Annotated in this window: 15 protein-coding genes; 6 read left to right on the top strand and 9 right to left on the bottom strand. The window is 57.5% G+C overall.

Annotated features, from left to right (window positions below):
- Positions 1–159 precede the first annotated feature (159 nt).
- Positions 160–1,155: a hypothetical protein gene (locus V3B48_RS14015; protein WP_329893917.1), complete on the bottom strand. Its 996-nt coding sequence runs from the start codon at positions 1,153–1,155 to the stop codon at positions 160–162.
- A gap of 890 nt (positions 1,156–2,045) precedes the next feature.
- On the opposite strand from V3B48_RS14015, the gene V3B48_RS14020 reads away from it, so the two are divergent.
- Positions 2,046–3,202, top strand: a protein-coding gene (locus V3B48_RS14020) for an IS3 family transposase (RefSeq protein ID WP_329893918.1) whose coding sequence is annotated in 2 segments (ribosomal slippage) — positions 2,046–2,286 and positions 2,286–3,202 — 1,158 coding nt in all. Because the reading frame shifts where the segments join, the coding sequence is not laid out codon by codon here.
- Between the two features lie 139 nt (positions 3,203–3,341).
- Here the strand turns inward: V3B48_RS14020 and V3B48_RS14025 are convergent.
- The 5 genes from V3B48_RS14025 to V3B48_RS14045 form a co-directional block, all read right to left on the bottom strand.
- Positions 3,342–4,646, bottom strand: a complete 1,305-nt coding sequence (locus V3B48_RS14025) for a hypothetical protein (protein ID WP_329893919.1) — start codon at positions 4,644–4,646, stop codon at positions 3,342–3,344.
- A 242-nt stretch (positions 4,647–4,888) separates the two neighbouring features.
- The gene (locus V3B48_RS14030) at positions 4,889–5,971 is read right to left on the bottom strand and encodes a patatin-like phospholipase family protein (RefSeq protein ID WP_329893920.1); all 1,083 of its coding nucleotides are present in this window, start codon (positions 5,969–5,971) and stop codon (positions 4,889–4,891) included.
- Positions 5,968–8,133 carry a ThiF family adenylyltransferase gene (locus V3B48_RS14035; protein WP_329893921.1) on the bottom strand — a complete coding sequence of 722 codons (2,166 nt, stop codon included), beginning with the start codon at positions 8,131–8,133 and terminating at the stop codon, positions 5,968–5,970. The genes V3B48_RS14030 and V3B48_RS14035 overlap by 4 nt, the downstream gene beginning before the upstream one ends.
- Before the next feature lie 71 nt (positions 8,134–8,204).
- Positions 8,205–9,347, bottom strand: coding sequence for a hypothetical protein (locus V3B48_RS14040; protein WP_329893922.1), 1,143 nt, complete (start codon positions 9,345–9,347; stop codon positions 8,205–8,207).
- Between the two features lie 726 nt (positions 9,348–10,073).
- The gene (locus tag V3B48_RS14045) at positions 10,074–10,496 is read right to left on the bottom strand and encodes a hypothetical protein (RefSeq protein WP_329893923.1); all 423 of its coding nucleotides are present in this window, start codon (positions 10,494–10,496) and stop codon (positions 10,074–10,076) included.
- A 448-nt stretch (positions 10,497–10,944) separates the two neighbouring features.
- Between V3B48_RS14045 and V3B48_RS14050 the strand changes: the two genes are divergently transcribed.
- The 3 genes from V3B48_RS14050 to V3B48_RS14060 all read left to right on the top strand — a co-directional run bounded on the left by V3B48_RS14050 (position 10,945) and on the right by V3B48_RS14060 (position 14,569).
- Positions 10,945–11,766 (top strand): hypothetical protein, encoded by an 822-nt coding sequence (locus V3B48_RS14050; protein ID WP_329893924.1) that lies wholly within the window; start codon positions 10,945–10,947, stop codon positions 11,764–11,766.
- A gap of 600 nt (positions 11,767–12,366) precedes the next feature.
- Complete coding sequence (locus tag V3B48_RS14055) at positions 12,367–12,924, top strand: hypothetical protein (RefSeq protein WP_329893925.1); 558 nt, start codon at positions 12,367–12,369, stop codon at positions 12,922–12,924.
- A 310-nt stretch (positions 12,925–13,234) separates the two neighbouring features.
- On the top strand, positions 13,235–14,569 hold the full coding sequence (locus V3B48_RS14060) for a hypothetical protein (protein WP_329893926.1): 1,335 nt from the start codon (positions 13,235–13,237) through the stop codon (positions 14,567–14,569).
- A gap of 143 nt (positions 14,570–14,712) precedes the next feature.
- On the opposite strand, the gene V3B48_RS14065 is transcribed toward V3B48_RS14060, so the two are convergent.
- Together V3B48_RS14065 and V3B48_RS14070 are read right to left on the bottom strand one after the other, a co-directional pair.
- A complete protein-coding gene (locus V3B48_RS14065) occupies positions 14,713–15,165 on the bottom strand; it encodes a hypothetical protein (protein WP_329893927.1) in 453 nt (150 codons plus the stop codon).
- A 37-nt stretch (positions 15,166–15,202) separates the two neighbouring features.
- Positions 15,203–15,673: a hypothetical protein gene (locus tag V3B48_RS14070; protein ID WP_329893928.1), complete on the bottom strand. Its 471-nt coding sequence runs from the start codon at positions 15,671–15,673 to the stop codon at positions 15,203–15,205.
- Between the two features lie 514 nt (positions 15,674–16,187).
- Between V3B48_RS14070 and V3B48_RS14075 the strand changes: the two genes are divergently transcribed.
- Together V3B48_RS14075 and V3B48_RS14080 are read left to right on the top strand one after the other, a co-directional pair.
- Positions 16,188–16,481 (top strand): helix-turn-helix transcriptional regulator, encoded by a 294-nt coding sequence (locus tag V3B48_RS14075; protein ID WP_329893929.1) that lies wholly within the window; start codon positions 16,188–16,190, stop codon positions 16,479–16,481.
- 158 nt (positions 16,482–16,639) lie between these two features.
- Positions 16,640–17,047, top strand: a complete 408-nt coding sequence (locus tag V3B48_RS14080) for a hypothetical protein (RefSeq protein WP_329893965.1) — start codon at positions 16,640–16,642, stop codon at positions 17,045–17,047.
- A gap of 51 nt (positions 17,048–17,098) precedes the next feature.
- Here the strand turns inward: V3B48_RS14080 and V3B48_RS14085 are convergent, their stop codons facing one another.
- Entirely contained in the window at positions 17,099–18,877 is a 1,779-nt protein-coding gene (locus tag V3B48_RS14085; RefSeq protein ID WP_329893930.1) for an MFS transporter, read from the bottom strand.
- Between the last annotated feature and the right edge of the window lie 132 nt (positions 18,878–19,009).

Raw genomic sequence — 19,009 nt, forward strand, 5'->3', positions numbered from 1 at the left:
CCCTTCCGTCAGCGGCCGAGCTCACCATAGATGCCTGAGATCCTCGATGGTGTCCAAGTGGCCCGGCCGCTGGCCAGGAGAATAGAGTCTTGCTCAAGACACGCCCCAATCACCAACAATATCGGTTACGGCAGAAGGTAGACTCTCGCCAATCATCTGCTAAGCACCTGCAAAGCCGGCAACTCCGGTTGGTTGCATCTGTACAGAAGTATTCTGATCGTCTTGATCGAGAATGTAATTGAGCGCATTGAGACTAAGAGGAAACAGAACATTGTAAAGCAGATACCCGTCGATACTCTCGCCCTTATGGGCAACTTTATTGCGCTGATTGATCAGCTTCGAACAGAGTTTCTGATCGATCTCAATCTTCCCCGACTGACCCGCAATGTTCGAGCTACCTATCGTATCAATGATATGAGCTAGCTTCTCCGAGCGACTCTGGATCGTGGCCGTCGGAGTGTTCAGAAGACCGTTAAGTCGCTGCAAGGCAGTCTTGTTCGAGCGAACTACTTCTTGCAGTTTTGCCTTTTCCTCAGGCGTGAACATCGGATCGAACAATCTCACGAATTCTTGTCGCTGCTCCAGCTCTTCCAAAACTATGAACCAGAACAGGAACTTTGACTTGGGCTGCGAAGACTTCATGCCTTCGACAAAGATGTCGGTGAGAGGCGACCAACGCAGTCTAGACAGAGCCAAAGGATCCACGACAATATGGTCGGTGGAGGTCATTTTCAGGAACGTACTGATCCCGACTGTACCGCTCGGCGGTGATAGCACCTTCACCCGAGACCATAGGATGTGCACGTAGAGGTTGCCGTACCAGGAATCTCGCTGACCGTGAGCCAGCGATGCCGACCATGCGTCAGCGAGCTGCAGGAGAAACCTAAATGCATCGGCTTCAGTCGTAGCACGATTGAATTCAACCTTAAGAATCCGTTCGCCGTCGCTTGATGGCCCCAACGTGAATGAACTCAGCTGTGTGCCGAAGACATCGATGTTACGAAGATCAATTTGGGCAGATGGATCATTCAAGCTGCTTTTATCAACAAACTCGCCTCGCCTCATCGACTCGAACCCGGGATTGCTAATGTCATGCGAGGACAGCAACTTAAGCGGCGCCTCAATTCCATTTACGTTGCTCGGCACGTTTGTCATCTACAGTTCCTTTGATCGCGAGTTCGGAGCAGTTGGCTAGACCAGAAAGATCTTCCTCCTCTACCAGGAGATAAGCGCGATCAATCCAGAACAACCACTGGCAGATTGTACGACGACGGAGCTCCGCGTTGTCATGGATTGTCAATCTCCAGTGCGCTGGCAGAAACATCTTCCAAGTCGGCTCCTCTTTCAGCCTTGCTGCTGACGCCTACTTCGTCGGCAGTAGCTGAGGGACCACGTGTGTATCAACGAAATGAGCGCTCTATTCCATTTGATGCGTCTCTTGGAATGAAGTGTGGAGGGCGCGCGGCCAGCGGATCCGCCTAGGAACTCCTCACATTCGGATAGCACGGTCTCGCGGCTCGCAATCTGCTACGACTAAACCTGACAGAAGAGCCTGGATCTTGTTTCCCCGGGGAAACATTTCTCGGGGGGGGCATTCGCAAAGCAGGAACGCACACTCTGCGCATTTCCGACCTCGTTCGTCAGAAATTGCGCATATCAGCATCTAAGTCGCGATCGCCTTGTGCACCTTCGCGAAACACGCTTAGTCATCGCAAATTACTGATTCGTCTAGAAGTCAAAATTCTTGTCGTATGCTCAAGGCAGACTCACTTCAGCAAAGCGCATGGAACCGGCGCTATGGATCTTTGCTACCTGGGGGAAATCGTTTAGCTTCTCTCGATGCACAGTTCAACCCAGCTACTAGTCCTTCGCGCAACCGGCGAAGTGGATCTGGCCGAGCAAATCACGATGGACCATGGCCTCTTCGTGCCGGCGGCCGACGCTTGGCAGGCACGGGGATTTCCATCGCAGGGAGCGGCACCTGGGTTCTACCCCGTTTTCACGGACACTTACAAGAAGGCCGATTCAGGCCATGAGGAGTGTTCATGTCAAAGCGTAGGAAGTTCAGTGCCGAGTTCAAGCGCGGTGCGGTTGAGCAGGCGAGCCAGCCCGGCATCAGCTGCGCCCAGGTGGCCCGGGAGCTGGGAATTCGCGACAGCCTGCTAACCCGCTGGAAGCGCGAGGCGCAGAATCCAGAAGCGGCCGCTTTCGGCGGCGCCGGAACGCCACGGGACGAAGAGTTGGCTCGACTCAAGCGTGAATTGGCGCGGGTGAAGAAGGAACGGGATTTTTTGCGAGAAGCGGCGACGTTCTTTGCAAAGGGATCATCCTGAGGTATCAGGTGATCGAACGTTGCCGCGATGAGTTTCCGATCCGGCTGATGTGCCGGTGCCTGAAGGTATCGGCCAGCGGCTACTACGAGTGGAGTAAGCGCCCTGCGAGCGCCCGGCAGGTCGACAATGAGCGCCTGGTGGTAAGGATGCGCGAACTGCATGAAGACAGCCGGGGTACTCTGGGAGCTGGCCGCATGCGCGAAGACTTGGCTGAGGAAGGCGAGATCGCCAGCCTGAACCGGGTCGCGCGCCTGATGGCGGCCGACGGCCTGCAGGGCTGGCCCCGGCGGAAGCGTCGCGGGAAGCGTGGCAGCCCGTCCGTAACGCCGCCGGGCGTGGTCAACCTGCTTGAACGCGATTTTCTCGCGCTGGAGCCGGAAACCAAGTGGGTCACGGACATCACCGAGATCAAGACCCAGCAGGGCAAGCTGTATCTGTGCATCGTGCCGGATCTTTACGACCAGCGCATTGTGGGCTGGTCAATGCACGATCGACAGGATCGCCAGATGGTGATCCGGGCGGTGCAGATGGCGGTCTGGCAGCGTCAAGGCAGCGATGAGGTGATCCTGCATTCGGATCGTGGCAGTCAGTTCCGCAGCGGTGACTACCAAGGATATCTCGCGGCTAACGGGCTGATCTGCTCAATGAGCGCCGTTGGACATTGCGGCGACAACGCCGCCTGCGAAGGCTTTTTTGGGCTACTCAAGCGTGAGCGAGTCTATCGAACGAGCTACCCGACACTGGATGCAGCAAGAGCGGATGTGTTTGACTACATCGAGCGACGCCACAACCCAAGGATGCGGCGAAGGGTCGCCAGGCAGGATCAGAAGGTTGCAGCTCTTTTAGAACCGTCCGTGATATCGGGGTAGAACCCCTATCACATTTCAACGGTGATGCAGACCTTGGAGATGCATACGCACTAAATCTCAATTGTATTCACCTGCGCACAGGTCGGCCTAGCCGAAGAGCACCGCGGTGCTTAGTCACCCAAGTTCGACGTTGTATCTACTACTCTGGATCTAGACCATAACCCTGCCAAGTTGGCAGCCTAATTGGATTAGGCTCAACACCGATCTTTATACCCTTAAGTAGGTCGAAGAATTTCTTCTGAAGTTCTCCTTGACCATCATCGAGATGAATGGCGAGCAGCAGACTGCAGTACAGTGCCCTAGCAGCTAGCACTTCGGCTTTTATCAGCATCGCCCTTTGAACGCTTGATGCGCCGGTGTGCACAATTTCTGACCGGATGTCGTAGATCTTGCAAAGATCTGCATGGACGCGGCGCCGATCTTTGCCCTTGAAGCAGAGTAGTGATGCGTTGTCGGCCAGCGTCATCTTGATGGGCGCGTTCTTATCGCGAGAGAAGATCGCCTCCATTGATATGACAAAGAATATGAATCGCGCGACGCTGTCTTTCTCGTTAACGGCTCGACTAAAGAACTCCAGCGCGTTCCTAAGCTGTGCATTCAAGGTTTTCTCTTTACCCGAGGAAAGCAACTCGAGGGCTACGGGCACTTCGGGACGCTTCATTGCCTTGAGAAGCTTCTTCCCCAACGGAAGAGATACAGTCAATGGGCGCATTGCCATAACGCGATCTAGCGACCCCGAATGCTTGTGGATCAAGAACAGATGGTGCGATGTGGCCTCCTGCCCGAGCAATGGCCTCTCCGCACCGAATACCCTACCGAACAACTCGATCAGCCCGATCATCCGGTGAGCCTTGGCATGCAACTGATAGCGTAGAGAGTCGGAGGAGCCATGGACTGGCAGGAACAGCAATGGATGACTACTCAGTGATTTGTAGGACTGAAACGCCTGATGTTCAAACAGTTCTTCCGAAACTGCGTGAGAACCAAAGGCTTTTATACGGCTGTTTAGTGCTGCACTCGAGGCTGCCGCTGCCGCCAACGTGAATGAACCAATCTCGAATGAACGAGCAAAACTCGGCTTCTTTGAATTGAATCCCAGTGGCCTAAAAAAACCCAAAGGGATGACAGCAATGTAGTCGCGCTGCGCCGCTGTTCTTCTGACCGCTACGTCAAGCTGCGTTGCGAATTCTCGGGCGTCATTGAGATATCCAGCGTTCAACACTGCGTAGATAAGTTGGAGGGCGTACCCCCAACCTATATGTTTGCTTGTGTACTCCGACCGGTAAAAAGCATCACCCAACTTCTGGTTCTCAGAGATCAGCTCATCTATTGCGTCTTGATTCGGCGAATCTTGCTTCTGCAGCACCCTCAACTTAGGCAGAACACCCTTCATGACTTGTGTAACCGCATCGACGTTGATTGCAGTTGCCGTGCTCATTGACATGTTGACTACGCATCCGTGTGACTTGGTGAAATAGATGGGGTTTCACAGGTCTGCACTATAGCGTTCCAAGATCCTATTGCCATCAGCCAAAGAAGAACCAGGCGGAGCCGCAATCCCCATCAGACGCACCACAATCAGCGAGTTAGGGAGATTTCTTAGGGGAATAGCGGCATTTGACGAGAGGCTCGACCGACATTGCATAATGCTGCCTACCAGCCTGGCAGGGCGTCGGCCTCTCCTGGCTAGGGTGGCTGGGCCACAGCGGCGGCGAGTGGAGCTGTGGCGAGTCTCCTACCGTGATCGGAAATCCGATCAAAGTCACTCGTTGATAGCTTCAACAGGCTGGTTGGAAAGCTTGCTACAAACTTGGCCTCTCTTCGGCCAGAGTCGTCCAGATCAGCAGCATCGCCGATGTAGACCATAGCTCCCCGCGCCGCGTCCTTGGCAAAGTAGTGGTGGAAGGCTCTGACTCTCAATGCGTGGGACTGATCTGACATGATGTCTGCGACACGTTTGATTCGAAACGGATTCAGCGAGTACTTGCTGAAGCCCATGTCCAAGGGTCGACCGGCATCTGACAGCAAAATGTAGTGACCATTCGCGGCCTTGGCAACGCCTCTTCCTGCGTCAAAGAATGGCTCAAGGCCGAGGTTGTCGTATACCCCGCCATCGTAGAGGTGGATCACACTCGCAGTTGGTTGTGTTTCTACGGTTTCATCCTTAGGACCATCCCAGCTCAAGCGGCGCCTCCACTTGAATCGGTCGGCACGAAGTCGCAGAGGACCAAATCCTCCAGGGAAGGCAGCGGACACTGCCATCGCGTTGGCTAGGGGGAAGTTGCCAGTGGGCGCATAGCCATTGAGATAGTCTCCCAGATCAGTACGCTTGAATCTGAAACGCTTCCCGTTCTCCGCGTTGGTCCCGTTGATCGACCAGTCTGGCGAGGCCGGCAGATCGGCTAGCTTGTCCCGGATGGCCCAGCGTCTGCGGAGCGCAGATGCCAGAAGATTTGACCGGCTCAGCAGGAACCGGAGGTTCTGAGGCCTGCGCAGCTCACGAAGTGCGTCCCACTGCAGACTGCGCGTTGTAAGCTCAGTACGAATCGCAGGATAGATTTCGGCTTGGAATCTCTCCGAGCTTGGCCACTGCATACCGGATCGGTGTAGCACCAGCCCAGTAACCAGGCTTCCTCCTGAGACGCTAGAGATCCGAGACACAGACTCGAGGCGGCCGGCCTCGGCAAGCGCCCTTATGACCCCCAGATGGAAGGCCATGGCCCGTATCCCGCCGCCCGAGAGCACCAGATCAATTGGAAGGATCGTCATGGCCGCACCTCAGCTTGAACGACGCCGATTTCATCACTGCCAACAATCACTTGAACCACCGGCAGCCCCTCTTCATTCATCCCGACGGCCAACTGAGCAAGTTGGATCAAGTCATCGCGGCTTGGCGCCGCAGGGCAGCCATCAGGGTGACTGTGCCACTCCCCCACATACCCCACGATCCCGGCAGTTCGGTTTCGAGCTTCCTCAACCACTTCCCGCAAGCCGGCCGTTCCGCGCTCGAAGGAGGTAGGCGTACTCCTGCTATCTTGCGGTGCCTGCACCGCGTCCACGATCACGAGTAGATTCTGAGTGAAGTCGTGGTACCCGAGAAGGATGCCTCCGGTTTCACTAGGGATCGCTTGGCGACGCAACTCACGGAGGCGCTCATGCAAACCTTCGTCCATGTAGACGTCCAAGCCCCCGTCTGTCTTGTGTACACGCCGCTTGAACAGTAGCAAGGAGATGGCATCTGTGCTCCCGTCAAACCCTCGCTGCCAGATAACGGCCGCAGCAGCGTCTGACCTGATATGGATCGGAATGCTCTCTGCGAACTGACAGGCATGGATCATAACGCTGGAGTATGGGAGGACCACCGAAAGATCACGACACGATGCTCCGCTCCAGAAGAGGCCACGGTGGCCGTCAAGATGCGTCTTGCCCCAGTCAGAGTGGATGACCGCGCGGTAGTACTGCGCTTCTATCGTGCGAAGGCAAGTGGTCTTGGCGAGATCTTCCAGCATCATGACGCCTGATCGGCCATTCGGGGTCACGAAGACACTCACGTGCCGGGCTCGCCCTTCAGAAGCAGAGCTCGCTCTGGGATAGCTAAGATCAGCAGTCGCATCCACCACCAGGTCGGAGGTGACCAAGGCACGGGCGGCGTCGGGATTGGCGCCGGACATGACATCGGCCTCCACTGCGGTCAACGCAGCAGCTCCCCTGGTTATGGCCTCGACGAGCCGAGACACGGCTAGAACCTTGGGCTGGCCGATCTGCAAATTGATCGCCGAGTGGCGAGTCAGGTTGTGGGGGCGAATGTGATCCTTATCGATCACCGTCCATGATCCCCATCCAGATCTGATCCAGAGTTCCACGAGGGCGCTTCCTAGGGAGCCAGCGCCTATCACTACGCCCTTCGGACCAGGCTCCAAATGTCCCGACTGTGCGCGAGCCCGCTCTGCACTGTTCTCCCAAAGAACCGTTACAGGATCCAGAGCAATGTCCTCCCAGCCGTCGCTATGCCCACCTCCTAGGATACCGATGGAACTGTAGAAGCGACCCGCCTGTTCAAAGAGAGCGCCCAGCGCTACCCCGACCTTTAGCGCTCCACCATGAAGGAAGAAGGCCCGATAGCTGCTTGCCTCCACAACGCCCGTTGAGGCTCGCCTCAGCGGGATGGAGATGAGCACAAGTACACTTGCCGGTTCGTCCTTTTGCGTCAGGCCGCTCCCGGGAAAGTCGTGCTGCATGGCTGCTCGGAGAGGCTCCAGGAGGCTGGCTCCTCTCCGGGCAATAAGATCGTTCAACTCACCCAAGGTGTGCGGATCCCACTCAACCGCACCGCTTTCAATCGGAGCAAGATCAACCTTGACTAGCTTGGTTTCTACACCCTGGCCGGACTCGAAATGGTTGGCAATACGCATCGTAGTACCGTTGTCCGCCCGTCTATAGCCGCTGACAAGCAGCGGCTTGCCGCTTGAAGCGAGATCAGCAATGTCCCAAGGAATGACCAGTTCGTGCTTGGACTCGAAGAACAACGTGTCGAGGGGCTGATCCGCCAGATGCAGCTCTCCCTTTGCGTTCTTCTCCAACCACCAGAGGATTCGAGCGAGAAAGGAAGGAGCGGTCCAAGTCCGCGCCACCACATTAGCCGGCTCGTAGTACAGGCACAGCTGTGCTGGCCCAAGCGCTGAAACGCTGTTCTGGTGAGCGAGTCTTGGAAAGTCCTTCCGCATAGCCCATGCGGCCGTTGCAATGCTGTCATCCTGTGGCACCACGATGAGCATCCTCTCCCTGAAGAGGAGCCCGTACTTGTTGCGCGCCGGCACACCGTGGCACTCAACATCCACCAGGAGATAGACGCAGCCTACCGGCTCTTCCGTAGGAATTCGCAGCACATCGATGAGGGTGATGTCGCGATTCGCATTGATCGCAGAGATCATCGCGTGTGTCCGTGATGATGCCTTCGAACAATCGTCAAGCCGAATCAATGCGAGCTTGAAGTACTGCGAGCTCATGCGCCCGCCCGAGGAGGGCGGGAGGCAATGATCGCTGCTGAGCCGAGAGATGCAACGGACTTCTCCCAAGTAACCCCACCGGCAGCAACGTTGAAGACAATAGGCTGAGGCTTGTAGCCGTTAGGCTCCTCCATGGTGACCAGGAAGGACCGCCCATTGACCTTCTTCAAGTAATTCTCGTAGGCCTTCCTGGCTTGGATATGTGGCGGCTGAACGCGCTCGTACGCGTCCCTGCTGTCAGGCACCGGAAGGCTGCAGCTAACAATGTATGAGTCAGCCTTGCCCATCATCAGCAACTCAGCGACCTTCTCGCAAGGCGTGGTCTCTTCATCTCCCTTATCGTCACTGAGCGCCCTGTAGCTGCAGTGATGCGGGATGTTGAAGAGATCCCATCCGAGTCGGTCATCGTTGCCGTGGTACTTGGTGATATCCACGATCTTCTCCAGATCGCAGTACTCGGCATCACCAACCTCCAGATAGTCGTAGGTGAGACCGTCAGCCTGCATCCTGACGTTGAACACCAACGCGGCGGAGTTGCGAATGATGTCTCCATCATCGCAGTGCTCAATAAAGGGCGAGTGGCAGAAGAACTCCACACTGTCGGCTTCCAGGCTGAAGCCAGGAACTACAGTTCCTGCATCAACGAATAGGTGGTCCCTCGCGGACGGGCCCTCTTCGCGATCCTTCAGCTTCGGCTCCAACCAGTCGGCAAGCGCCTGCGGCTTGGAGAAGACAAGGATGCCTTTGCCCTGAAGCAGGCGGTGCCGCGCCTCCTGACGCAGCAAGACGAACTCCTCCGACTGTTCATCCTGAGTAGCCTCTTCCAGAAGCATTGCTGCGGGCACCCAAAGCTGATCGATTTTGATTCGACCCTCTCCGTGATACCGCTTGGCATGCTCCAACCAGAAGAAATCAGTGCTGCCCTGAATGTGATCTTTGTCTGCGTGAGTGAATGCAACAACGTCGAAGCTGTCCCTGCCGGCATCATGAAGATCTTTCTTCAGCGTCGCCTTCAAGTCGATTTCGGGTGTCGACTCCTCTTCGGCGCACTCTTTATGTCGAAAATCGAAGAGTACGCGCCTCCCGTTGTCCAGAATGATCTGGGTCGTATCCCCGTTCCCTACCGGGTAAAAAATCACTTGGTGCTTTGTTGCCATAGCGAAGCCCCCCCTGAAAGTTGATCCACCAATCCCAGATTGCCACTGCCGAGTCGCGCCAGTTGAGACGCATACCTGCCGGCCTCAACCGCTCCTCCAAACTGGAACTTGTGATGCCGTTCACCCTTTTCAATGGGGGAAGGGCGACCAGAAGCTTGCCGCCGCCCCATGGAGATAAATTATTCATTATATTTCAAATACATACCTATTTTTTGAAACTAATAGAGCGCAAACATAACGGTCATCGCTTGCGCCGAGAGGACCAGGTGGTGGATCAGCAAGAGTGCCCCCCCCTCGCAGCGCCTAGCGAGCCGATGGCCAATGCCCAAGCCGGGCGTCGAAACGGTATCGAGTCGAGCGGCCACGTCCATAGCAGCTACAAGCTGGCCCCGAAGGTCGAAGCACTCCTTAAGACCAGAAGCGCCAAGGCGCGAGGGTAAGTGTGAGCCCCCTGAGGCCGCAGGGGGGGCGGCCCTGGGCATATATGTCACAGTTTGGGCCGGAGCCGTCGGTCCTGAGGACGTCTCGCAACCGCGGGCGGCGGCGCGCCGCCTTCATTAGCCTTAGCGTCGGTCCGACGTGCTTTGATCACAGGGCATTTGCATCCAATCGCGAGCGATTATGATTTGGCCTAAACTGACCGCGCGGCACGCATGCCGCTAAAGTCAGGGGGGGCTTATGTGCTGGTTATGGCAGAATGCCGATAGGCTATCGGGCGTGGGAGCAATCTTGGCCTTCATCGTCGCGGTGCTTGCGTTGTGGGCGCAACGAAAGCATAACAGGCTTTCCGTTCGTCCCCTTGCGGCGGTTACCTGCAACGATCTTGAAGACAAGATCATCGTAACCTTGACCAACAACGGTACTGGTCCACTCATTGTGAGCACATTGCGCGTATCTCGTGACGGTGAGGTTTTGGGTGACGCCCTGCATCGCCAGCTCCCCGATTGGATGAAATTTCGATGGTACGTGGGAACCATCGATGGCAGATCCATCGCAGTTGGAAGGAGCATAGATTTGCTCATCTATGACCACCCATCCGACGTTTTTCGAGATCAGGTTCGAAGCGCTCTCGCTGATCTCGTTGTCCAGGTTCACTACACCGATATCTACAACATAGAGCAGCCTGTCCATGAGCGCTCACTGGCGTGGCTTGGCGAAAAGAGGCCTCAGAAGGATTGATCTGCCCGTCTGACATCTCGACTCCACTGAACATCACTCCCTGCTGAGGAAGAGGCTCGTTATTCCATGAGGAGAGCAAGGATGTGTCGCGAGTTCCCTACCATCATCTTGATCGCAACGGTTCTCATGGCTGCGCCACTCAACAAGAGTTGCTTTTAGTGGGCGGAAGTCGTGCAGATGGCATTGTTGAGCTCGGCTACCATCGAAACGAATTCCAGCGCGTGGAATTTGACGAAGCTGCCGCTGCAGTCCTCGCTACCAAGCGCTGCAGGCGTTGGGACTATCAGGAGGCTGAGTCAGTTGGTACGGAACGGTCTAGCTGTCTCTCCCGCCGTGGGTTTGGCAACTGTGGTAGCCGTAACGTAGTTATTCAATACCAATGTGTTGGAAGCCAAGGCCAATGACAGGCGATGAAATCCTGATCGCATCCAGCGCTGCAGCTATGGGTGACCATGTCCTGGAGATTGAATACCTCATCCGCGGATTTCGCCGGGTGCTCTACGTACCGCCACCTCAGTGGCCAAGCTGTCGCTTCGAGCAGGGCGAAAATCTCGACGTCACGCTGCACATGACCCATACCGGGCTGACGCTTGGAACGAATTTGGACACCCTCATCGCATTCACTGACGCCCGCATGCGGCAGTTGGTACTGGCATGGGAGTTGCTCTTGGGGCAGCGGCTGCAGCTCAGGCGGGGCAATGTTGCCCCTCCCAGGTTTCCGTTGATAGATGGGGCCGCTACATCCCAAGCGGGGGCTACGTTCTCGGATCGATGTGAGGCCACGGTCGTGCACGCACCGGCACCGATGCAGATGCCGCAGGTTCCCCTCGCCGCAGAGCGCTGGGTACGCACGCTCGCGGAGGCAGGCGATCTCGAGGGCTATGTAGAGGAGCAGCTGCGGCGCCACTACCTGATCATCGAGGAGCTTTGGGAGGACTATGCACTGCGGTTCGACGATGTTGACAAGGTGAAGCGCGAAGAAATTCGATGCGTTAGGAACTTCGTCTCCCATTCCAAATGCACCCGCGATCCAACATTGGGCTTCATCACCACCAATCTACCTAGTGCGGAGGTGCAGCAAAGCAGCCCACGGGCGGTGCGCTTCGACCGGATTAGTCAAGAGCACCGAGCCTTCGTAGCAAGATACGCGGTCGACTCCGAGCGAATTGCAAGAATGCTAGTTCAGCTTAAGATCGAGGAGCTCCGATCCTTGAGCGGCTGACGAATGGCTTGAACCGACACTTCCGGCATCACCTTGCTTCTGCGACCTACAGACCAAAGCCGCTGGGACCATCCTGCCAAATGGGTCAAGAGCTCGCTTCCGATCTCGAAGTGGCCATTTGCACGGTCGATTACCTCAAATGTTACGTGGCATCCGCGCACTCCTGCTGGTTGCCCGCCGCCGTTGAAAAATGGAAGCCAAATTTTGGATCAAGTTAGATCAACTGATCGCTTCAGCGGTGAAGCACAGATCGAAAGAGGCCATGAGAAGCGATTCAATCAACTTGCTCCAGCGCACCAGACATTAGCGAAGGCCTCAAATAAGGGTCTGCCAGTTGCCTAGAAGCAATTCGCTTGAGGAGGTCGAGCAGGATCTACGCGATCAGCTGCGACAGAGTAATCAAGAAAAGGACTTTTTGGTCGATAGGGAGATGTTACATGCTCACCGGCACGAGCTTATTCTGAATAGGGAAGAGGAGGGGAAGTGAGCTGAATGGCAAGGAAGACAAGGTCCAACAGAGAGCTAAGCTCTTCGAGCAGCATGGCGCCAGGTAGCTCAGTCCAGCCGAGCGAACGTCAAACGAGCTCGCCGCAAACACCGATGCGCAGCCCTCTGGAGTCAATGCGCGCTCACCCGGTTGGGGCGACGGTCGTGCTGACCACTGCTATTCTGGTTAGCCTGACGGCACTCGGGTTTCACATTAGCCGCGAAGGAAATGTCTTAAGCGTCAAGGAGGTGGAACAGGGATACGTTTCGCGGGAGACTCATCGTGATGAACTGGCTGTCCTCCAAAAGCGAATTGCCAGCCTCGAGGAAGAGATCCAGCGGTCGGCTGACAGAAACAAAGACCTCTCCCAACAGCATCGGATGGAAGTCGCCACGCTCACCAGCCAGGTCAGCCGATCAAATCAACTTGCACAATCCTGTCGGAGGCTACGGCAGGATCTGAACGAAGAACAGTCCGCGCAGCAAGCTATCGAAAAGATCATTCGTAGTGGCGGAGATTCGACTCTCGTCTTCCAGCGAGACAAGTCAGCGCAAGAGCTCGTCAATGAGGAGCGGGAGCTCGCAGATCTCAGGCGGCGCTCGGAGCAGATACAGCAGCGGATAATTCGTCTGCAGGACTCCCTCTCTCGCTGCGTGGAGCCACCCTCTTGAGACGACGCGAACGCCTTGATAGCGCAACCCTCAAGTCCCGCCCCCCCCCCGACCCGCAACTTCCAGTCGGTGTTCAGGCCGTAGGCCTTTCCACTGCCGTCAATCAAGTACTGACAAAGCCAAAGCCCCCACTCTCAGCACGTGGTAGAAAAATACTTTAATTAGCTACATTCGAACCTCACTTGTGAGGCTTCAATTGAAGAAAGTAAATTAGATCCTGATACAACTCCGCCAATCAAGGAGAGAATGTGTGGAAATGTTTCAAGTAGATAGGACTCAATACCCTATAGGCCAAGGAGGATTTCACTCCATGGCATTGCATTCTAGTGAAGGCCGCTCACTCAGCATGGTAGTTGATTGTGGCGGCTCCACAGCCAAACATCGCAAGCTTCTAGCTGAGGCGTTTGCTGCGCGCGCGCGCAGCCATGACTTCTTGGCCATCAGCCACCTAGATGACGACCACATCAACGGGCTGGAGGACCTGAAGAACGCCGGGGTCAGCTTCCGCACCGTCTTTCTTCCCCACGTCGACATTTCCAACTATCTCCAGTGGATGACACTGAGGCTTAGTTCAAGAGTGCGCGCCGGCAGCCTCCTTGCGGACTTCGCCAGGGTTGCCACTCTTCTTTATGGAGGAAGTTTTGGTCAAGTCGTCATCGTAGGGGGCCCTGATGGCGATGAAGGCCCTGAACGCGATCGTGTCTTCAAGGGGAATACGGATCGCGCTGATGTTCTGAGCAACGAGACACATCAGGCGATCGAAAGAGCGAAGGTCGGTCGCTCGCGATTCTCGTGTTCAACTTCGTTGACTTTTGATCTCGATTGGCTAATACGCTTCTATTCGCGCGAATGGAAATTTCCAAAGGAAGTTTCTTCTATCTGGAGCTTACAGATACTCCAAGACCTACAAAATGTGCTTAGTAAAGCCGGTGGAAATCTAAACTCCGCAGAGTGGACTGACTTTTCGCTCGTACTGAAGTCGGAGCTGAAACGGAGAGCTGATCCATCGCTCGCTGCCGAACTCATTTCTCTGGTTCCGCCTACAGATCAACGCGCCCCAGCGTTAGCAAAGCTAGGCAATGCTGTGGCAACCACCAATGTAAGTTGCAAGAAGCTGCTCAGCGCCTTGTACGGCATATTCTCCTCGCTTCATGACTACAACGACGCATCTCTGTGTGTGTATTCTGGCCCTGCGGAACGCGGCATCGGCGCGCGACGGCAGTGCTTTGACCGTAGAGTTCACTCTGGCGTATTGGCCAAGGGCTTTCCGACGCGTGCGACAACGCGGGCAGTCGGATGGATCCATACCGGTGACGCAAATCTCTCGGACAAGGATCGTCTAGACGACTTTCTTGATCACTACCTTGCCGAGACACCGCTTACCTCGACACTAGTTCTTCCGCACCATGGCTCTCGCCGAAGCTTCGATAAACATCTGAATCGCCTGCGGGAGCTCGCAGCGGGCCTTGCCAATCCAACAGTTTTTCTGGCGCCGGCTGAGCCGCATGGGAAGTTCCATCATCCGGATGGAGACGTCGTCCACGCTTGCCACCATCTTGGTGATCTGGCAATCGTGGATAAGGATGCAATTTCGTGCTACTCAGAATCAGTCACTACGGGGTGGTTATGGTCCCACTATTGGTAGCTGTCGCTTTAGATTGCTTTGGACTTGCGAACCCCTTCGCCTCAGGCCTACATATGTTATTTCTCACCTAGTACTCCAAAGCCGGCCCTTCAATGGAGAGGTCGGATGGATGCTGGCGCTGGATCATCTGGGCAAGGTTTCTCTCAGAGAATTTCTTCAAATTCGCACTGGGCAGCATATAGAACGCGGGCTGAGTCTATGCTCAGCATCGCGGCCGGTGCCGCGCCGCAGAGGAGCGCATGCGGTGACAAGAACCATTCAGCCTCGCCCCAACCAGTGCTACGACGCAGACCATTCGGCTCACAGTGGAAGGGGCCGAAGTTACGTAACACTGTTAGGTTCTCGGCTAAGTGTTCGGCAGGCCGCCCATCGGGAAGGAACTGCCAGGTTGGGTAGCGGTAGCAGAGGGTATGCGTGACATAAACGCCCAGCAACTTCCCCTGGCGCCGCAATTCGCTTGCGCGTTGGCCGCCCCTTCCAAACTTCGGATCCAGCGCGGCACTGGCTTGGGCCGCGCTAAACCACCGTGCGGCTAGTGTTTCGCGCAGCACTGCGGCGTCACGCAGGATTTGTTGCGTGGGCACGAAGCGAGTCATGTGAGCAGGCGCTTCGCCAACGACGGAATATACCTGGCTACGCCTCCCCGCTCCGTACGACGGGACTCACTTCATCAACCACAACACCGTTGCGATCGAGCAAACGGTGGAGTACGAGGTTGAGGCCATCATCGTCTAGCGGATATGGAGATCCGAACAACGGAACCTGGACCCATAGGTGTTCCTGCCCTAGATGGACATAGGGACCATGATCATCGAGAAGTAGTGCCTCACCGAGATTTGGGGAAGCGAAACGTAGATCTTTTGTCTTTCCTGACCAGTTGATGTAGGGCAGTCCCGCGAACCAGTCCGGGACACTTCCTTCGCGAGCCAACAGCGCGGCGATGCTGCGAAAGCGATCTTCGTGGACTGTTGTAAACATCATCAGCTGATCAAACAGTGCGTGGACTTCCTCCAGAAACCCATAGAGTCCAGGTCTGGGGATCTGGCTGATAGCGTTTGAGATGAGCGTTCCCTCAAGGTCAAGTGCCAAGATGGTCGGCTTCATATGCTGCCTCCGTCATCGATGCGTGCGCCCAACCTTGCTCTCTTGGCCGATCACTGTCCATCGCGTGAGTCTACTGGTGCAGCCGGGCTTGCCTCTCCCGGTGCCGGCGCGGCGCCACAGAGTACAGATGTACCGTAGGAGCCACATGCTTGCGGGCATAGTTGATACTCTTATTCAGCCATCAAGTCTGCTAAGTTCTGGCCGCGACCGTGGCAGTCCCGACTGGCTCACACAGTGTAGCTGCAGCTGACTGACAAGGATCAAGTGCTCCAGCGCACAACTGAGAGCATCTTTGTTTGTTCGGCCGTGGCAACCCCGTGACATTTCCCGGTCTTGGGGCATAGTCTGCCAACCATTGCTTAGATGTTACGTATCGACGCTTCCGATCTGCCAATACAAGTCTTACCCCGCAAAGGATTTGACACCGGATCGATGAATTATGGAGATGCCAGAGTTGCGCACATTTCCGCGCACAGCGGTGTAAGACGCCCCTAATGAGCACATTTGCGCGCAAATGAATCACATACCAATCCTGTCTCCTGAAGAGCTTGCCGAGGCCTTAGGAAAGCGAGTAAGGGCGCGTCGCCTTCTGGCCAACGTCTCGCAAGCTGCGTTGGCCGACAAAGCAGGGATCTCTCGCAGAGCGCTGGTGCAGCTTGAGAGCGGGCAAGGATCGACGGTCCACACGCTGATCTCCACCCTCAAAGCGCTAGGTTTGGAACAACAGCTAGCACTACTTGTACCAGTTCCAACCGTTAGCCCAATGGCCATGCTGAAAGCTAAACGGTTGCGCAGCCGAGCGACCTAGAGCCATGAGCGGCGCCTGGTAGCCTCCGGCGCCGCAAGTGTCGCCGTCGCTTGCCGAAGTCTCGCCCGCAGAAGCTCGACCTCCTCGCGAAGCCGTTCTTGACCTTAATGCATAGCTATTCGGTAGCGTACAGCTGCAGGCGAGACAGAGCCACGTCAATCATTGCGACTTTTCGGCGACAAGAATTGCGGTCGTGCATACCCGGCGTGGACGTGCGCCTGAGTGCGGTCGATGCGGCGGGCAAAGGTACGCCGGCGCAGTGGCAGGGCGAGACCCTGGCGCTGCGCGAGCCGCCGATTGCCGGCAGCGCGGATATTGCCGATGTGCGCTATGTGCTGGATGAAGGCAAGCAGCCGGGCCTGCAGATCCGCTATCGGCCGGAGGCGCATCAGCGCATCCACGATGGCACCGCGGCACTGGTGGGCCAGCGTGCGGCGATCAGCGTGGATGGCCGCGTGCTGATGGTGGCGACGGTGCAGGGGCCGTTCGGCGAATCGATGATGCTGAGCGGCTTGTCCAGCGTTGCCGAAGCGCGGGAGCTGGCCAAGCACATCACTGGCGAATGACGGGCGCGCCATGAACCCGCGCTGCGCGCGGAGGTCGACCAAAGTCGACCGCTACCGGGCGAAGCGGGCCTCGATCTCTTCCAGCGACTTGCCCTTGGTCTCCGGCAGCCAGAACGCGGCCACCAGGAAGAACACGAAGGTGCACGCCGCCCAGAACACGAACATGCTGGCGTAGCCATAGTGGCCCACCGTGGGCAGGAAGATCGCGGCGATAGTGGTCGACACGAACTGGTTGATCAGCAGCGCGATGCTCATGCCGTTGGAGCGGATGCGGTTCGGCATCAGCTCGGACAGCGCGAGCCACACGCAGACGCCGGGCCCGACCGCGAAGAACGCGACGAACACCAGGATGCAGGCGGCCACGGCCCAGCCGTGTGCCGGTGGCGGCACCGGGCCGATGCGTGCCTGCTCGATGCGCAGCGGTGCCTGCGCGGCCTTGGCCGGGTCGGCGAACGGGTTCAGATGCAGTTTGCGGAAGAACGCGCCGATCACGCTGTCCGGCTGCACGGTGCCGGCACGCTCGATGCGCAGCTCGCGGTCGATCAGGTTGTCGCTGCGCAGGGCGCGCACATTGGTGAAATCGCCATAGGCGTACGACACGGTCAGCTGCATCGGCCGGCCTTCATTGTCGATGCCAGCGCCCAGGCGCTGCCACTGCGCGTCATCCAGCACCAGCTGCAGGCCATCGCCGCTGACCGCCGCCTGCAGCTGCGGCTGCGCGTCGGTGCGACCGCGTTCGGCCTGGAAGAACAGCGTCGCCGCTGCCAGCAGGGCCACGCAGATGCCGCCACTGCCAAGCATCAGCAGGAACTTGCGGCCCTTGCGGTCGACCAGCAGAAGCGCGACCACGGTCATCACCGCGTTGAGCAGCTTGATCGCCACGTCGGCGCCGTTGGCGACCGAGCCGGACAGGCCGGCCTGGTTGAGGATGTTCACCGCGTAGGCCAGCACCGAGTTGATGCCGGTGGCCTGGGTGCAGGCCAGCACTACGCAGGCGAGCAGGAACGGCACCACGTAGCGGCGGCTGAGCAGCGGGTCGCGCTTGCCGCTGCCGCTGCTCGATTCCGGTGCCTGGATCTGTGCAAGCGTCGGCTCCACCTCCGAAGCGGGCAGCACGCGCTGCAGGCTGCGGCGCGCGTCATCGATGCGGCCGCGGCGCACCAGCCAGCGCGGTGACTCGGACAGCCAGAAGATGCCAGCGCAGAACAGCAGGCCCGGTGCCAGGCAGGTCCAGAAGATGGTGCGCCAGGCGTGGTCCTTCACCGCAAACAGCTCCTGCGCCTGCTGCGCGACCGGCAGTGAGCGCACGGCTTCGGTGGCGGCATCCACGGCGTGGGCGTGGTACAGGCCGATAAGGGCGGCCAGCACCAGGCCAACGGTCAGCAGCAGCTGGAACATGGCCGCGCCGCGCCCGCGTCGTTCGGGGCTGAGCACTTCGGCCAGGTACAGCGGAATCACCACGCCGATCAGGCCGCCACTGATGCCCTGCAGCAGCCGGCCGAGCAGCAGGGGCGTGTAGCCGGAGGCCAGTGCCATGATCGGGATCGAGGCAGTGAACAGCAGGCCGGCCAGCAGCATCGCACCGCGGCGACCGATCAGGTCGGCAATCATGCCGGCGAACAGCGAAGACAGCACGCTGCCGAGCAGTACCGCAGCGACGACGAAGCCGAGCTGCTGGCTGCTGAGCTGCCAGGCATGGCTGGCGGTGGCTTCAAGATAGGGCAGGGCGCCGGCGATGATGCCGATGTCGATGCCGTACAGCAGGCCACCGAGGCCGCCGATGAAGAGCAGGTAGCGTACGGGCCAGCGCGGAGCAGTGCTTGCAGTCATCGGCATATCCCAGGAGGCGTTTCGGTGCGGATTGCCTTCGTAGAGTCGAGCTTGCTCGACTGACCGCGCGGGGCGCGGCAGAGCAGTCGAGCCAGCTCGCGACTACAAATGGCGTGGGGCCGGGCTTTTCGG

It is taken from the genome of Stenotrophomonas sp. SMYL20 (assembly GCF_036320045.1).
GTDB classification, from domain to species: domain Bacteria; phylum Pseudomonadota; class Gammaproteobacteria; order Xanthomonadales; family Xanthomonadaceae; genus Stenotrophomonas; species Stenotrophomonas maltophilia_A.

What these genes read in the sequence shown, in the direction of transcription:
- V3B48_RS14015 (WP_329893917.1), bottom strand. Translation starts at nt 1,155, where the DNA reads ATGACAAACGTGCCGAGCAACGTAAATGGAATTGAGGCGCCGCTTAAG.
- V3B48_RS14025 (WP_329893919.1), bottom strand. Translation starts at nt 4,646, where the DNA reads ATGTCAATGAGCACGGCAACTGCAATCAACGTCGATGCGGTTACACAA.
- V3B48_RS14030 (WP_329893920.1), bottom strand. Translation starts at nt 5,971, where the DNA reads ATGACGATCCTTCCAATTGATCTGGTGCTCTCGGGCGGCGGGATACGG.
- V3B48_RS14035 (WP_329893921.1), bottom strand. Translation starts at nt 8,133, where the DNA reads ATGATCTCTGCGATCAATGCGAATCGCGACATCACCCTCATCGATGTG.
- V3B48_RS14045 (WP_329893923.1), bottom strand. Translation starts at nt 10,496, where the DNA reads ATGGACAGGCTGCTCTATGTTGTAGATATCGGTGTAGTGAACCTGGAC.
- V3B48_RS14050 (WP_329893924.1), top strand. Translation starts at nt 10,945, where the DNA reads ATGACAGGCGATGAAATCCTGATCGCATCCAGCGCTGCAGCTATGGGT.
- V3B48_RS14055 (WP_329893925.1), top strand. Translation starts at nt 12,367, where the DNA reads ATGCGCAGCCCTCTGGAGTCAATGCGCGCTCACCCGGTTGGGGCGACG.
- V3B48_RS14060 (WP_329893926.1), top strand. Translation starts at nt 13,235, where the DNA reads ATGGCATTGCATTCTAGTGAAGGCCGCTCACTCAGCATGGTAGTTGAT.
- V3B48_RS14065 (WP_329893927.1), bottom strand. Translation starts at nt 15,165, where the DNA reads ATGACTCGCTTCGTGCCCACGCAACAAATCCTGCGTGACGCCGCAGTG.
- V3B48_RS14070 (WP_329893928.1), bottom strand. Translation starts at nt 15,673, where the DNA reads ATGAAGCCGACCATCTTGGCACTTGACCTTGAGGGAACGCTCATCTCA.
- V3B48_RS14075 (WP_329893929.1), top strand. Translation starts at nt 16,188, where the DNA reads ATGAATCACATACCAATCCTGTCTCCTGAAGAGCTTGCCGAGGCCTTA.
- V3B48_RS14085 (WP_329893930.1), bottom strand. Translation starts at nt 18,877, where the DNA reads ATGACTGCAAGCACTGCTCCGCGCTGGCCCGTACGCTACCTGCTCTTC.